Source organism: Pseudomonas sp. LB3P31 (assembly GCF_054897945.1).
Genome location: NZ_CM142710.1, coordinates 998,612 through 1,012,098, shown reverse-complemented (window position 1 = coordinate 1,012,098; position 13,487 = coordinate 998,612). Strand labels below are relative to the sequence as shown.

Annotated in this window: 14 protein-coding genes and 1 pseudogene; 10 read left to right on the top strand and 5 right to left on the bottom strand. The window is 59.8% G+C overall.

Translation table 11 applies throughout. From position 1 onward, the window contains the following. Positions 1-38: 38 nt before the first annotated feature. The 5 genes from ACYZTK_RS04450 (at position 39) to ACYZTK_RS04430 (ending at position 5,527) form a co-directional block, all read left to right on the top strand. On the top strand, positions 39-1,355 hold the full coding sequence (locus ACYZTK_RS04450) for an MFS transporter (protein ID WP_462013324.1): 1,317 nt from the start codon (positions 39-41) through the stop codon (positions 1,353-1,355). Position 1,356: 1 nt separating this feature from the next. Beyond that, on the top strand, positions 1,357-2,574 hold the full coding sequence (locus ACYZTK_RS04445) for a mandelate racemase/muconate lactonizing enzyme family protein (protein WP_462013323.1): 1,218 nt from the start codon (positions 1,357-1,359) through the stop codon (positions 2,572-2,574). A 100-nt stretch (positions 2,575-2,674) separates the two neighbouring features. Next, complete coding sequence (locus ACYZTK_RS04440; protein WP_462013322.1) at positions 2,675-4,282, top strand: GMC family oxidoreductase; 1,608 nt, start codon at positions 2,675-2,677, stop codon at positions 4,280-4,282. Between the two features lie 112 nt (positions 4,283-4,394). After that, positions 4,395-4,805, top strand: coding sequence for a response regulator (locus ACYZTK_RS04435; protein ID WP_462013321.1), 411 nt, complete (start codon positions 4,395-4,397; stop codon positions 4,803-4,805). A 53-nt stretch (positions 4,806-4,858) separates the two neighbouring features. Further along, positions 4,859-5,527 (top strand): HAD-IA family hydrolase, encoded by a 669-nt coding sequence (locus tag ACYZTK_RS04430; RefSeq protein WP_462013320.1) that lies wholly within the window; start codon positions 4,859-4,861, stop codon positions 5,525-5,527. Positions 5,528-5,654: 127 nt separating this feature from the next. On the opposite strand, the gene ACYZTK_RS04425 is transcribed toward ACYZTK_RS04430, so the two are convergent. Then, a complete protein-coding gene (locus ACYZTK_RS04425) occupies positions 5,655-5,972 on the bottom strand; it encodes a DUF2388 domain-containing protein (protein WP_462013319.1) in 318 nt (105 codons plus the stop codon). A gap of 174 nt (positions 5,973-6,146) precedes the next feature. On the opposite strand from ACYZTK_RS04425, the gene ACYZTK_RS04420 reads away from it, so the two are divergent. Then, the gene (locus ACYZTK_RS04420) at positions 6,147-6,740 is read left to right on the top strand and encodes a DinB family protein (protein ID WP_462013318.1); all 594 of its coding nucleotides are present in this window, start codon (positions 6,147-6,149) and stop codon (positions 6,738-6,740) included. 12 nt (positions 6,741-6,752) lie between these two features. Here the strand turns inward: ACYZTK_RS04420 and ACYZTK_RS04415 are convergent, their stop codons facing one another. Then, positions 6,753-7,637 (bottom strand): LysR substrate-binding domain-containing protein, encoded by an 885-nt coding sequence (locus ACYZTK_RS04415; protein ID WP_462013317.1) that lies wholly within the window; start codon positions 7,635-7,637, stop codon positions 6,753-6,755. Positions 7,638-7,754: 117 nt separating this feature from the next. Between ACYZTK_RS04415 and ACYZTK_RS04410 the strand changes: the two are divergent. The 3 genes and pseudogenes from ACYZTK_RS04410 to ACYZTK_RS04400 all read left to right on the top strand — a co-directional run. Next, a pseudogene (locus ACYZTK_RS04410) lies at positions 7,755-7,949 on the top strand (aldo/keto reductase); the annotation flags it as partial. 2 nt (positions 7,950-7,951) lie between these two features. Then, entirely contained in the window at positions 7,952-8,749 is a 798-nt protein-coding gene (locus ACYZTK_RS04405) for an SDR family NAD(P)-dependent oxidoreductase (RefSeq protein WP_462013316.1), read from the top strand. 35 nt (positions 8,750-8,784) lie between these two features. After that, on the top strand, positions 8,785-9,195 hold the full coding sequence (locus tag ACYZTK_RS04400; RefSeq protein ID WP_462013315.1) for an SRPBCC family protein: 411 nt from the start codon (positions 8,785-8,787) through the stop codon (positions 9,193-9,195). A 204-nt stretch (positions 9,196-9,399) separates the two neighbouring features. On the opposite strand, the gene ACYZTK_RS04395 is transcribed toward ACYZTK_RS04400, so the two are convergent. Both ACYZTK_RS04395 and ACYZTK_RS04390 read right to left on the bottom strand, forming a co-directional pair. After that, the gene (locus ACYZTK_RS04395) at positions 9,400-10,800 is read right to left on the bottom strand and encodes a sensor histidine kinase (RefSeq protein ID WP_462013314.1); all 1,401 of its coding nucleotides are present in this window, start codon (positions 10,798-10,800) and stop codon (positions 9,400-9,402) included. Further along, positions 10,778-11,461: a response regulator transcription factor gene (locus ACYZTK_RS04390; RefSeq protein WP_462013313.1), complete on the bottom strand. Its 684-nt coding sequence runs from the start codon at positions 11,459-11,461 to the stop codon at positions 10,778-10,780. Before ACYZTK_RS04390 ends, ACYZTK_RS04395 begins: the two co-directional genes overlap by 23 nt. Before the next feature lie 268 nt (positions 11,462-11,729). Here ACYZTK_RS04390 and ACYZTK_RS04385 point away from each other — a divergent pair, with 268 nt between their 5' ends. After that, positions 11,730-12,668, top strand: coding sequence for a hypothetical protein (locus tag ACYZTK_RS04385; protein ID WP_462013312.1), 939 nt, complete (start codon positions 11,730-11,732; stop codon positions 12,666-12,668). A 205-nt stretch (positions 12,669-12,873) separates the two neighbouring features. On the opposite strand, the gene ACYZTK_RS04380 is transcribed toward ACYZTK_RS04385, so the two are convergent. Further along, positions 12,874-13,485, bottom strand: a complete 612-nt coding sequence (locus ACYZTK_RS04380; protein WP_462013311.1) for a glutathione S-transferase — start codon at positions 13,483-13,485, stop codon at positions 12,874-12,876. Positions 13,486-13,487 lie beyond the last annotated feature (2 nt).

The window sequence follows — 13,487 nt, the reverse complement described above, 5'->3', positions numbered from 1 at the left end:
GGGGCACCCGGCACGCCGGGCTGCCCGAGGTCTCCCAGATGTCCAAGCATGCATCCCCTGCTGCCGCTGTTCAGGGTACGAACGCGGGTTCCAAAAGCCACAGTGACAAGGGCAGTCGCTACATCCAACTGATGCTCCTGGTACTGGCTGCCGGTGCGATCTATCCGATCCTGTACCTGCGCCAGGTCTACCAGACCACCATGCTCGAAGTGTTCCAGATCAACCACAGCGAGCTGGGTTATCTGTATTCGATGCTCGGTACGATCTTCCTCCTCAGCTACCTGCCGAGCGGTTGGCTGGCCGACCGCATCGCTCCGCGCTTCCTGATTTTCTTCTCGCTGGTCGCCACGGGTGCTCTGGGCCTCTGGTATTCCACGGCACCGTCGATGAGCGGGTTGATGATTATCTTCGGCTGCTGGGGCCTGACCACCGGGCTGACGTTCTGGGCCTCGGTACTCAAACGCGTGAAGATGATTGCCCATCACACTGAACAGGGCCGGTTCTTCGGCATCCTCGACGGCGGTCGCGGCCTGATCGAAGCGTTGCTCGCGACGGTCGCCCTGGGTCTGTTCGCCTTCGCCACTGAAACCCGCGGCGAGTCCGCGGCTGAAGGTTTCAAGCACGTGGTCTACCTGTACGCCTTCACCTGTATCGCCATCGGCTGTGTGCTGGTGCTGATCAAGGACCCGAAGTCGATGGCAGACACCGCGGCGGTGGAGCAGGGCAAGTACAACCTGCTCAGCGACCTGACCACTCTGGTGAAGATCCCCGAGCTGTGGCTGGTAACGGCGATCGTGTTCTGTGGTTATCACATCTTCTGGGCGACCTACAGCTTCTCCGACTACCTGCAGGGCGGCGGAATGACCGCAGTCATGGCCGGCACCATCACCACCATCAAATTGTGGATGCGCCCGATTGGCGGGATTGGCGGTGGCTGGCTGGGTGACAAATTTTCGAATATCTCGGTGCTGATCTTGGCGTTGTTTCTGGCGACCCTGGCGATGGTCGGCCTGATCGTGTTCCCTGCGCTCAACAGCATGGGCCTGCTGATTGGCACGGTGATCTTCATCGGCCTGATGACTTACGCCATTCGCGGCCTGTACTGGGCGATCCTCGACACCTGCGACATTCCGCTGCGCATTACCGGGCTGGCCATCGGCATTGTCTCGGTAGTCGGCTACCTGCCGGACGCGTTCATTCCCTTAATCAACGGCTATCTCACCGAACATTACCCGGGTGCCTTTGGTTACAAGCTGTATTTCGGCTACATCGCCTTCGTCGGCCTGCTCGGGACCCTGGCGGCCCTGACCTTGCGCGCTCGAATCAATCGTAAATCCTTGAAGACAGGTGCCTGAGATGAAAATCGTCGCCCTTGAAACTCATATCGTTGCCGTACCGCCACCGCACATTGGCGGCATGTACTGGTTGTTCGTCAAGCTCAAGACCGATTGCGGCATCGAAGGCGTGGGCGAAATCTACGCTGCGACGTTCGGCCCCAAAGCAATGCTGCCGATTATCGAAGACGTGTTCGAACGCTACCTGCTCAACCACGATCCGCACCACATCGAACGCTTCTTCCGCCAGGCCTATTCGAGCGGTTTCACCCAGCGTCCGGACCTGACCATGATGGGTGTGGTCAGCGGCCTGGAGATGGCGTGCTGGGACATCATCGGCAAGGCGGCCAACAAGCCGGTGTATGAACTGCTCGGTGGCAAGGTCAACGAACGCCTGCGTTCCTACACCTATCTGTACCCGGTCAACAGCAAGGGCGAATACGACTACGACGACCCGGACCTGGCCGCCGAGTGCGCAGTCGAGAACATGAACAAAGGTTTCACCGCAGTGAAATTCGACCCGGCCGGACCCTACACCGCTTATTCCGGGCATCAGATTTCCCTGGAAGTGCTGGAACGCTGCGAGACTTTCTGCCGCAAGATCCGCGAAGCCGTCGGCGACAAGTGCGACCTGCTCTTCGGTACCCACGGGCAAATGGTGCCGTCCTCGGCCATCCGCCTGGCAAAGCGCCTGGAAAAGTACGACCCGCTGTGGTTCGAAGAGCCGGTACCTCCCGGCCAGGAAGAGGCCATGGCGCAAGTCGCGGCGAAGACCAGCATCCCGATTGCCACCGGCGAGCGCCTGACCACCAAGTACGAGTTCTTCAAGCTGCTGCAAGCCGGCGGCGCGTCGATCCTGCAGATGAACGTCGCGCGCTGTGGCGGGCTGCTGGAGGCGAAGAAGATCGCCAGCATGGCCGAGGCCTACTACGCACAGATCGCCCCGCACCTCTACAACGGACCGATCGGCGCAGCGGCGAGTTTCCAGCTGGCGACCTGCACGCCGAACTTCCTGATTCAGGAAAGCATCATGACCTGGGGTGGCTTCCATGCCGAAGTCCTGACCAAGCCGTTGCAGTGGGAGGACGGCTACATCATTCCTTCCTCCGAGCCGGGGCTGGGGGTGGAGTTGAACATGGACGTGGTCCGCAAGCATTCGCCCTATACCGGCGAGCGCCTGCACCTGCAAATGGCGCCGACCCCGGCTGACGTCAAAGACACATCGCCAGCCAAGGGCTGACAGGCCTGATGCGGTTCCTGTGGGAGCCAGCAGGCTGGCTCCCACAGGGGATCGCATCGTCCATCCGAATTTTGTACAACGACTTACGCGGTAACCGTGCATGACATACGACTACATCATCGCTGGCGCTGGCGCCGCGGGTTGCATCCTTGCCAATCGGCTCTCGGCCAACGGCAAGCACAGCGTGCTGCTACTTGAAGCCGGCGGCAAGGACAGCTCCCTGTGGTTCCGGATCCCGGTCGGCTTCGCCAAAATGTACTACAACCCAACCTTCAACTGGATGTACTACAGCCAGCCGCAGAAGCAACTCGGCAACCGTGAAATCTATGCCCCGCGCGGCAAGGTCCAGGGCGGTTCGGGTTCGATCAACGCGATGATCTACGTGCGTGGACAGGCCCATGATTTCGACGACTGGGCGGCCAACGGCAATGAGGGCTGGGGCTTCAAGGATGTGTTGCCCTACTTCCGCAAGCTGGAAAATCATCCCTTGGGTGACAGCGAGTACCATGGCGGTAGCGGGCCGATCAGCATCACGCCGATGAAGGGCCAGACCCATCCGATCTGCGATGTATTCCTCAAGGGCTGCGACGAACTCGGCTACCCGCACAGTGACGACTTCAACGGGCCGAAATTCGAAGGCTCGGGCATCTACGACGTCAATACGCGCAACGGCCAACGCTGTTCCAGCAGTTTCGCGCATTTACATCCGGCACTGCGGCGGCCGAACCTGACGGTCGAACACTACGCCCTGGTAGACAGGGTGTTGTTCGACAACAACCGGGCCACGGCAATCTCCGTCACGCAGCACGGGGTGGTGCGCACCTTCCGCGCCAATAAGGAAGTGATCCTGTGTGCCGGCGCCGTGGACACACCGAAAATTCTGCAGTTGTCCGGTGTCGCCGATCAGGCGCTGCTTGCCAGGCACAACATCCCGCTGGTCAAACACCTGCCGGCGGTAGGGCAGAACCTGCAGGATCACCTGTGCGCGAGCTACTACTACAAGGCCAATATCCCTACGCTCAATGACCAGCTGAGCTCATTGTTCGGCCAGTTCAAACTCGGCTTGAAATACCTGTTCACCCGCAAGGGCGCGCTGGCGATGAGCGTCAATCAGGCTGGCGGTTTCTTCCGGGGTAACGAGCATCAGGCCAACCCGAACTTGCAGCTGTACTTCAATCCGCTGTCGTACCAGATACCGAAGAACAACAAGGCCAGCCTAAAGCCTGAGCCCTATTCGGGTTTCCTGCTGTGCTTCAACCCGTGCCGGCCGACCAGTCGTGGGACTATTCAGATAGCCTCGAAAAATCCTCGGGAGGCGGCGCTGATTGATCCCAATTACCTGAGTACGCAAAAGGATATCGACGAAGTGATCCAGGGCAGTCGCCTGATGCGCAAGATCATGCAGGCGCCGGCGCTCAAAGGCATCACCGTCGACGAAGTGCTGCCGGGAGCTGCGGTCGAAACCGACGAGCAGATGCTGCAATACTTTCGTGAGAACAGCGGGTCGATTTATCACCTGTGCGGGTCCTGTGCGATGGGTGCCGATGAGCAAAGTTCGGTGGTCGACAAACGTTTGAAAGTGCATGGCCTGGCCGGTTTACGGATCGTCGACGCGTCGATTTTCCCCAACGTGACTTCCGGTAACACCCACGCTGCGGTGCTGATGGTGGCGGAGAAGGGTGCCGACCTGATTCTGCAAGACGCCTGATTTCGTCAACTGCCTGTATCAAAAATGAATTTCCGCCGAGTCCGCTGCTCATACCTGTAAGCAGCGGATTTGAGCCCGCGAATTCATTGAGCAATCAGGGAGTGGCAGAGTCATGAGTCCAGTCACAACGGCAAACAATCACCTTCCCGGCGGGTTGATACTGGTAGTCGAGGATGATCCGTTGATCCTGGAGTTTCTCTGCGAGATTCTTCAAGACGAAGGTTTTGTGGTCGAACCGCAAATCAATGCAGATGCTGCATCAGCTTATCTTGAACAGCACTCCGACAAGGTCAGCTTGTTGCTCACCGATATCACCATGCCCGGCAAGCTCAATGGAGCGGACCTGGCCAACCAGTTCGGCGATCGCTGGCCGGACAAGCCGATCATGATCATGTCCGGTTTCGAGACGCCGGAGACCTCCGGCGTGCGGCACCAGGTGTCGTTCATCAAGAAGCCCTGGGCGCTCGGTCAATTGCTCGATTGCGTGGAAGGGGCGTTGAAGTCGGCCCCGGCACAACGTTGATCGTGTACATTTCCTGACAACCCCACCAGGCCTTTGCGATAGGAAGTACACCTTTGTCTGCGAACGACGCTATTTTCGATTCCCCTTACCGGGCCTTTCTGTTCGACATGGATGGCACGGTTCTCAATTCCATCGCCGCGGCGGAACGTATCTGGACCACCTGGGCCTTGCGACACGAGCTTGATATTGCGGCGTTCTTGCCGACCATTCATGGTGCGCGCGCCATTGACACGGTCAATCGCCAAGGTTTGCCAGGAATCGATGCGCAGGCGGAAGCGGCCTGGGTGACGCAGGCGGAAATCGAAGATGTGGAAGGGATTGTCGAGGTGTCGGGGGCAGCGCGGTTTCTTCAGTCGTTACCTGCCAGGCAGTGGGCGATAGTGACTTCGGCGCCCAGGGATCTGGCGTTGCGCCGCATGGCAGCGGCTGGTATTCCAGTGCCTGAAGTACTGATCACGGCCACGGATGTCAGCGCCGGCAAGCCTGATCCGGCTGGCTACAAGCTGGCAGCGGAGCGCTTGGGAGTGGAGATAGGCGAGTGTCTGATTTTTGAAGATGCCAGCGTGGGTATCCAGGCGGCTGAGGCGTCGGGGGCAGATCTGGTTGTAATTACGTCAACCCATCCGCACCCGATCGAAACGCCGCATGCGACGTTGGAAAGTTATGAGCGGGTGGGTGTCGTAAAGGATGCAACCGGGCGTCTGCGACTGCAACCCCTGTAGGAGCTGCCGAAGGCTGCGATCTTTTGATCTTGACCTTCGACGTTCGTTTGCGCGCAAAAATCAAAATCAAAAGATCGCAGCCTTCGGCAGCTCCTACAGTGCGCGTCCCAGGCCCGTCTCGGGGTATTTACTGCCCCGACGCTGCCCCATCATTGATCAAAATCGCCCGCGCCAAATCTTCATCAGTGGCATTCAAACCGGGGTTGTCCTGGCGAATCTGATGCATCACCGACTCCAGATAAACCCCGCGAATGGCGCCACCACTGGCGACAAAACTGGTGGCATCATCCTTGGCCGGAATCATCAATTTGTGATCCTTGAACGTCGAATACAACGAAGCGGATACCCCGGCCGAAGTGGCGACATCGCCGGCATCAACTTTGGCCATGGCAGAACTGAACGGTAAACAAAGGACCAGGGAAGAAATCAGAAAAAGACGGCGCATGACGGTGTCCTCCGAGCGTAAGGGAAAGTCTCACATAGCTTAAGATGCTCGCCGGGGCTCAGTAGTTCCTTGCCTGCGCGCAAATTGACGCCGCTACCGATGATCAGAGCCCAGGCCGCCGGGCGCCGTCGGGTCTATGCTTTGCAGTGCACCCATCGCAATGGGAGAACTGCAATGATCAATGTAGCCACGGCCTGCCTGCTGGCCGATTACAAACGCTGGGCCGATTTGCGCCTGTTCGACAGCCTCGCCGCGCTGCCGCACGGGGAGGTCGATAAACAGCGGGTGTCGGTGTTCAACAACATGATTGGCACCCTTAACCACATCTACGTCGTCGACTGCATCTGGCAAGCCCACCTCGAAGGTCGCGGCCACGGCTTCAAGACCTCCCACGATCTGCTCCACGCCGAATTGCCCGAACTGCGCCAGGCACAGAAAGACATCGATCACTGGTACTGCAACTGGAGCGCCCGGCAGACTGATTCCTCGCTGCTCAAACCGGTCGAGTTCGCGTTCGTCTCCGGCGAGAGCGGCACCATGACCGCGGGCGCGATGCTGATGCACGTAATCAACCATGCCAGCTACCACCGCGGCTGGGTGGTGCAGATGTATTTCGAGATACCGGCGATGCCGCCGGTGACGGACTTGCCGGTGTTTCTGCGCGAGCGTGATCCAGGGTTCAAGACGCAGAAAGCACCGGCAGCGGCGCGGACATGTGTTGGGCTATTCGCGAGCGCAACCAACGTCCTGCCAGATCGGTATCGTTGACGCCGGCGAACTTCACCCAGTCAATACTTTCCTGAATGTCTCCACCAACGGCCGCAAATTGATCCGGTGCCACGCCGCCCACAACGGCGTGGTGAACGAAATCCACGGCACCTCCCGCAATACCACCCCCGGTGGCGCGTTTCTGCTCAAACCTTTCTGAATCATCGCAATTCCCAGTCCCGAGGCTACCAAACCCAGTGCGGTAAAGGGTTCGGTGGCCTCCATGCGAATGTCCGGAGTGAAGCCGGCACGGATGCAGGCGCTGACGAAGTCTTCGCGGCTGGCGCAGTTCTGCCGGTGTTGCACGCCGATCCATTCCTGGTGGGCCAGGTCCGAAGGGGTCAGGGTGGACTGTTGCGCCAGCGGGTGCTGTTCGGGCAGGGCGAGCAGCATCGGGTCGTCGAGGACCTGGAAGCCCAGCAGGTCGGGGTCGTCGTCGGTCGGCGGTTCGCTGACAAGGGCGATATCCAGACTACGCTGACGCAGGCCTTCGAGTTGTTCGGCGGAGCTCAGGTTGTACAGCGCAACGTGCACGTTCGGCCGCTCGACCCGCAGCACGCGCAAGGCGTTGGGCAGCACCCCGGCGTGCATGGCGTTTTCGATGTAGCCGATGCACAGGCCGCCTTCCTCGCCGCGGCCGAGGCGTTTGCCCAGGGACTCCAGGCGATTGGCGTGGGTCAGCAGGGCGCGGGTTTCGGCGAGGAAGGTCTGGCCGTCGCGGGTCAGGCGTATGCGTTGCTGGCTGCGCTCGAACAGGGTCAGGCCCAGGCGCTCTTCGAGTTGGGCGATCTGTCGGCTCAGGGGCGACTGGGAGATATGCAGGCGCTCGGCGGCGCGGCCGACGTGCTCTTCCTCTGCGACGGCGACGAAGTAGCGCAGCTGGCGGATGTCGATCATGTCAGACCTCGCGGGACTTAAGTGCTGCTTATTATGTCTTGGACGGTCCGATCATCACAATCCAGAATCTGCTCAACGGTCGATTGACCGATCTGTGCAACTGACGAGGTTTGAATCATGAGCTCCGCCGCGTTGCAGTTCTCCCTGGCCAATCCGGCAGTGGCGGCAGTGATACCGGGGTCCAGCCGTCCAGGGCGGATTGCCGAGGATGTACCGGCATTGTCGGCAGTGATTCCTGCTGCGTTCTGGCAGGCGATGCGTGAAGCGAATTTGGTGTCCGAGCGGGCGCCGTTGCCAACTATTGGAGCTTGAGCATGAAAATTGATCTGAGCGGGAAACTGGCGATTGTCAGTGGCAGCACGGCCGGTATCGGCTTGGGCATCAGCAAGGCGCTGGCCGAATCCGGTGCGACGGTGGTAGTGATCGGGCGCGAAACGGCCAAGGTCGAGCAGGCGTTGGCGAGCATTCGCCAGCGCGTACCGGGCGCGCAATTGCGTGGACTGACGGCGGACCTCGGGACCGCCGAAGGCGCGGAGCAGTTGTTTGTTGCCGAGCCGCGGGCGGACATCCTGGTGAACAACCTGGGGATCTTCAACGAGGTGGATTTCTTCGATGCGCCGGACAGTGAGTGGACGCGCTTTTATGAAGTCAACGTGATCTCCGGCGTGCGCCTGTCCCGGCATTACGTGCCGGACATGGTAAAGCAGGGCTGGGGTCGGGTGATTTTCCTGTCCTCGGAATCCGGGGTGGCGACGCCGGCGGACATGATCAACTACGGCGTGACCAAAAGCGCTAACCTCGCGGTGTCCCATGGTCTGGCCAAGCGGTTGGCGGGTACCGGCGTTACGGTCAACGCGATCCTGCCTGGCCCGACTTTCACCGATGGCCTGGAGCAGATGCTCAAGGATTCCATTGCCGAGTCCGGTCGCAGCGCCCGGGAAGAAGCCGATGCGTTTGTGCGCAAGGCGCGCCCGACTTCGATCATCCAGCGAGTGGCGGATGTCGAGGAGGTGGCGAATCTGGTGGCTTATGTTGCTTCGCCGTTGTCCTCGGCGACGACCGGGGCGGCGTTGCGTGTGGATGGCGGTGTCGTTGACAGCATGGCGATCTGAATTTTTTTGATTGATCGATTGAGAGAGAAAACTACATGGCAACTGCATCAGCGTTCATTGATATCCCGGCTTCGGCGGACGAGGTTTGGCAATTGGTTGGTGGCTTCAACTCGCTGCCGGACTGGCTGCCGTTCATTGCCGAGAGTGAACTGAGCGAAGGCGGGCGCGTGCGCAGCCTGCGGACCTCGGATGGCGCGGTGGTGGTCGAGCGGCTGCAATCATTTGATAACGCCGGGAAGACCTACAGCTATTCGATTCTGCAGGCGCCGTTTCCAGCCAAGGATTACCTGGCGACGATCCGCGTTGAAGCGCAGGGCGAGGGTGCGCGGGTGACGTGGTCGGGGCAGTTTGCACCGGTGGGTGTTAGCGAGGAGGAAGTGGTGGCGCTGTTTGCCGGGATTTATCAGGGTGGGGTGGAGGCGTTGCGGGCAAACTACCCCGGCTAAACCCGATCCACTGCATGAGCCATTCACAATCAATGTCGCCTGATATGGCCCCGTCGCGAGCAGGCTCACTCCTACAGTGGGACGGCGCTGTACTTGTAGGAGTGAGCCTGCTCGCGATGGCGGTCTGGCATCCGACTTCAATGTTGCCTGGAATGGCTTATCGCGAGCAGGCTCACTCCTACAGTGGGCCTTGTTGCTGCTGTGTCAGGGGCAGGTCTGGGCAATCAGGTTCTGCCGGCACTCCAGCACCAGCCGTGCGCCACCTGATTCGCTTTCCCCGACCTCTAGCGTGAAACCATGCAGGCTGACGATGGCTGCGACGATCGACAGGCCCAGCCCAAACCCGCTTTGCTGGTTCCCGCCTTCCGCACGGTAGAACCGCTGGAACACCGCATCTCTCTCTGCCGGAGGAATTCCGGGGCCAGAATCGAGCACTTCGATTCTTGTATACCCGCCCGCATTAGTCCCGCGCAAAATCACCTCGCCCCCTGGCGGGGTGAACTTGATCGAATTGCTCAGCAGATTCGCCACCGCTTCAAACAACAACGCCCGATCGCCATTCAGCGCTGGCAATGGCTGCACCAACTCCAGCTTGAAAGTCAGCTCGCCTTCTTCCGCCAGCGGCAGATAGAAATCATGCAATTCGCGCAGCATCGGCACCGGGTCCAGCTGCACGAAACCGGAGCGACGCTCCCGGTCTTCCAGTTCGGAAATGCGCAGCAAACCGCGAAAGCGCGCCATCAGCGTGTCCGCTTCGCCGAGTACTGAATCCAGTTGCGCCGCCAGGGGCGAACCCTCGTCCGCCTGTTGCTGGATGCGGTACAGCTGCGCCCGCAGGCGAGTCAGCGGTGTGCGCAAGTCGTGGGCAATGTTGTCGCAGACGCCCTTGACCTCATTCATTAAACGCTCGATGCGCTCAAGCATGGCGTTGACGATGGCGGCGAGCATGTCCAGTTCGTCGCGGCGACTCGACAGCGGCAGACGGTGGGTCAGGTCGCCGGCGACGATCGCTTCGGCGCTGGCCTGGATTGCGCGAATCCGCCGCAGGGGCCGGCGTCGCAACAGGTGCCAGCCGGCGATGCCTGGAAGGATGGTCAGGGTCACTCCCCAGAACAGCGCGTGCAGGATGATCCGGGTCACAGCAAACAGCGAGCCGTTGTCGCGCACCAGGATCAGCCAGCGACCGTCCTGGGTCTGGGTGGCGACCGCGTCGCAACTGTCGGCGGGCAGGCTGGGGTCATCGGAGTCGGCACAGTCGCTGAGCATATGAATCTTGCCGTCCAGCGGCAGGCCTTTCGGAATGTGGTCCAGTGCGCCGCTGAGGTAGCGGTGCTGATCATCGAACAGGCCGTAGGCGTCGATGCCGCGAATGTCGAAGGTCATGCTGACGGCGAGGGCGTCGACCAGTTGCTGGCCCTGGAAATGCGCGAACAGATGCTGGCGTTGCAGCAGCGAGTGCTTGGCCAGGTTGTCGAGGTAGGCGGACACCTCGTAATACATCACCCCCATCAGGATGCCGCTCCAGATCACGAACAGCGAACTGTAGAGCGCCAGCAAGCGGCTGCTGGAGGAGCGCCAGCCGTTAGACGGGTTCGGCAATGACATAACCCGAGCCTCGCACGGTCCGAATCAGGGGGGCATTGCCAGGCGGATCGATCTTCTTGCGCAGCCGGCCGATGTGTACATCGATCAGGTTGGTGCCGGGATCGAAGTGATAACCCCAGACTTCTTCGAAGATCATCATGCGCGAAAGGATCTGCCCGGTGTTGCGCATCAGGAATTCCAGCAGTTTGTATTCGGTGGGCAACAGTGTCAGCAGATGCCCGTCGCGACTGGCTTCATGGCTGATCAGGTTCAGCTCCAGGTCTGCGACCCGCAGCGTGGTGGCCTGGGCGGTAACGGTGTTCTGCCGACGCAGCAGGACTTCCACCCGGGCGGCCATTTCATCAGTAGCGAAGGGCTTGGTCAGGTAATCGTCACCGCCAGCGCGCAAGCCGCGCACCCGCTCATCGACGTCGGACAGGGCGCTGATCATCAGGATTGGCGTGGCCACACCCATGGTGCGCAAGGTGGTGACAATCGCCAGGCCATCCAGCTCGGGCAACATGCGGTCGAGGGTGATCAGGTCATAGTCGCCGCTGACTGCACGCTCCAGACCTTCACGGCCATTGTCGACCCAATCCACTTCCAGGCCGTGGCTGCTAAGTTCGGCGACGATTTCCCGGGCGGTCACGGCGTCGTCTTCGATGGTCAAGATTCGGGTCATTGGCGGGCCTGATTAGGGTTCAAATCGATGCGGGGCATTTTGCCAATAAAACGCCGTGGTCTTTCTAAATAAATATTCATCCAGCAGTGCAATGCATAAAACCCGCTGAAATTGCGTATTCATTGCAATTTGCATGGTTTTGCCAAGTTCAATTTTTATAAGTCATTGAAATATAATGAGATTTCTAAGTGTGGTGGGTGGCACGCCGGCTGCACTTACTTAGGTAGCAACTTGTAACAACATCTTTCCTGCCTGGAGCGACACAATAATGATTAGATCCTCGGATGGTTTCTATCCTGCCGCAGAAGAATCAAACGCGCGGTCGGGCGTTTCCTGGGGTGCGATTTTCGCCGGTGCCGCTGCAGCGGCGACGTTGTCGCTGATCCTGGTATTGCTCGGGTTCGGTCTTGGTTTTTCGGCAGTTTCCCCATGGGCCAATGAAGGCATCAGCGCCAAGGGCCTGGGTATCTCAACAATAGTCTGGTTGGCGTTCACGCAAATCGTTGCATCGGGTCTCGGTGGTTACATCGCCGGTCGCCTGCGAGTGAAATGGGCCAACATGCACGGTGATGAAGTTTACTTCCGTGACACCGCCCACGGCTTCCTGTCCTGGTGTGTCGCAACGCTGGTCGCCGCGACGCTGGTTGTCGGTTCGGTGAGCAGCATCATCAGCGGCGGCGTACAAGCCGGAGCCAGTATGGTCGGTGGTGCCGCCAGTGTTGCCACTCAGGCTGCAGGTTCTGCTGCCGGCAATACCAACAGTGACCAGTACGGTTACTTCATCGACAGCCTGTTCCGTGATGATCGTCCGGCCGCCGTCAGTGATGACGCCGCCCGTGGCACCGTGACCCGCATCTTCGTACGCAGCCTGAACGACGGCCAACTTGCCGCTGAAGACCGTACTTACCTTGCGCAACTGGTTGCCCAGCGCACCAACCTGACCCAGGCCGATGCCGAGCGTCGTGTTGATGAAGTGTATGCCCGCACCCAGAAAGCCGTGGCCGACGCCAAGCAGGCTGCCAAGGAAGCCGCTGATACCGCCGCTAAAGTGGCTGCCATGACTGCCTTGTGGATGTTTGTTGCGCTGCTGATCGGTGCCTTCTTCGCCAGCTTTGCTGCAACCTTTGGTGGTCGTCGTCGGGATGCAGTGGTGTATGTCGAATCTGACGCATACGTCGCTACCACCAACACTAACGCTATTCGTTAAACCAGGAGAAAACCTCATGCGCTCATTACTGTTGTTCTTTCTCGGTGTACCGATCCCGATCATTATTCTGATCGCCCTGTTCATGCACTGATAGTCCTGGGGCTTGTGCTCCTGCCGCTTCTGCCTTCGGGTGGAAGCGGCGTTTTTGTTTATGGACGGACCCCTGTAGGAGCTGCCGAAGGCTGCGATCTTTTGATCTTGCCTTTCATTCGATCGGGGTGTTGAGGAATTCTTCGAGTTGCTCTGCGTATGCAGTGAAGGCGCTGATTCGCGGGAAGCGCTCGGCATCTACCTGCTCTGGCACCACCAGCTTGGAGAAACTCCAGGCCACCGCCACGCTGATCCCGTCCTGGCCAATCGAGCCATCAGTCTGCAACGGCCGCAACTCCAGCTCGCGCTCAAGCGCCGAATACGCTGCAGCGAGTTGCCCCTCTACCCGCTCTACCCAAGGCTCATACTGAATCTCGGCCGGCCGCAGGTTGCGCTCGTAATAGAGCTGTACGGATTTCTCGCAGGCTGCCAGTGCCAGCCCGATCAGGCGCAGCGCTCGCAGGCGTTGCTTGAGATCGCTGGGCATCAGCGTCTTGTCAGGACCGGCCAGCGCCTCCAGGTAATCGATGATCAGGGTCGAATCAATCAGCACCTCGCCGTCATCCAGCACCAGAGTCGGCGCCTTCACCACCGGGTTGATCTGCTGAAATTGTTCGAAGTGGCGAAACACCGACACCGACTGATGTTCCAGCGGGATGCCCAGGCACTTGGCAGAAATAGCGACTCGCCGCACGTAGGGCGAATCCAGCATGCCGATAAGCTTCATTG

What these genes read in the sequence shown, in the direction of transcription:
- ACYZTK_RS04395 (WP_462013314.1), bottom strand. Translation starts at nt 10,800, where the DNA reads ATGTCATTGCCGAACCCGTCTAACGGCTGGCGCTCCTCCAGCAGCCGC.
- ACYZTK_RS04450 (WP_462013324.1), top strand. Translation starts at nt 39, where the DNA reads ATGTCCAAGCATGCATCCCCTGCTGCCGCTGTTCAGGGTACGAACGCG.
- ACYZTK_RS04420 (WP_462013318.1), top strand. Translation starts at nt 6,147, where the DNA reads ATGATCAATGTAGCCACGGCCTGCCTGCTGGCCGATTACAAACGCTGG.
- ACYZTK_RS04390 (WP_462013313.1), bottom strand. Translation starts at nt 11,461, where the DNA reads ATGACCCGAATCTTGACCATCGAAGACGACGCCGTGACCGCCCGGGAA.
- ACYZTK_RS04425 (WP_462013319.1), bottom strand. Translation starts at nt 5,972, where the DNA reads ATGCGCCGTCTTTTTCTGATTTCTTCCCTGGTCCTTTGTTTACCGTTC.
- ACYZTK_RS04435 (WP_462013321.1), top strand. Translation starts at nt 4,395, where the DNA reads ATGAGTCCAGTCACAACGGCAAACAATCACCTTCCCGGCGGGTTGATA.
- ACYZTK_RS04405 (WP_462013316.1), top strand. Translation starts at nt 7,952, where the DNA reads ATGAAAATTGATCTGAGCGGGAAACTGGCGATTGTCAGTGGCAGCACG.
- ACYZTK_RS04445 (WP_462013323.1), top strand. Translation starts at nt 1,357, where the DNA reads ATGAAAATCGTCGCCCTTGAAACTCATATCGTTGCCGTACCGCCACCG.
- ACYZTK_RS04415 (WP_462013317.1), bottom strand. Translation starts at nt 7,637, where the DNA reads ATGATCGACATCCGCCAGCTGCGCTACTTCGTCGCCGTCGCAGAGGAA.
- ACYZTK_RS04400 (WP_462013315.1), top strand. Translation starts at nt 8,785, where the DNA reads ATGGCAACTGCATCAGCGTTCATTGATATCCCGGCTTCGGCGGACGAG.
- ACYZTK_RS04440 (WP_462013322.1), top strand. Translation starts at nt 2,675, where the DNA reads ATGACATACGACTACATCATCGCTGGCGCTGGCGCCGCGGGTTGCATC.
- ACYZTK_RS04385 (WP_462013312.1), top strand. Translation starts at nt 11,730, where the DNA reads ATGATTAGATCCTCGGATGGTTTCTATCCTGCCGCAGAAGAATCAAAC.
- ACYZTK_RS04380 (WP_462013311.1), bottom strand. Translation starts at nt 13,485, where the DNA reads ATGAAGCTTATCGGCATGCTGGATTCGCCCTACGTGCGGCGAGTCGCT.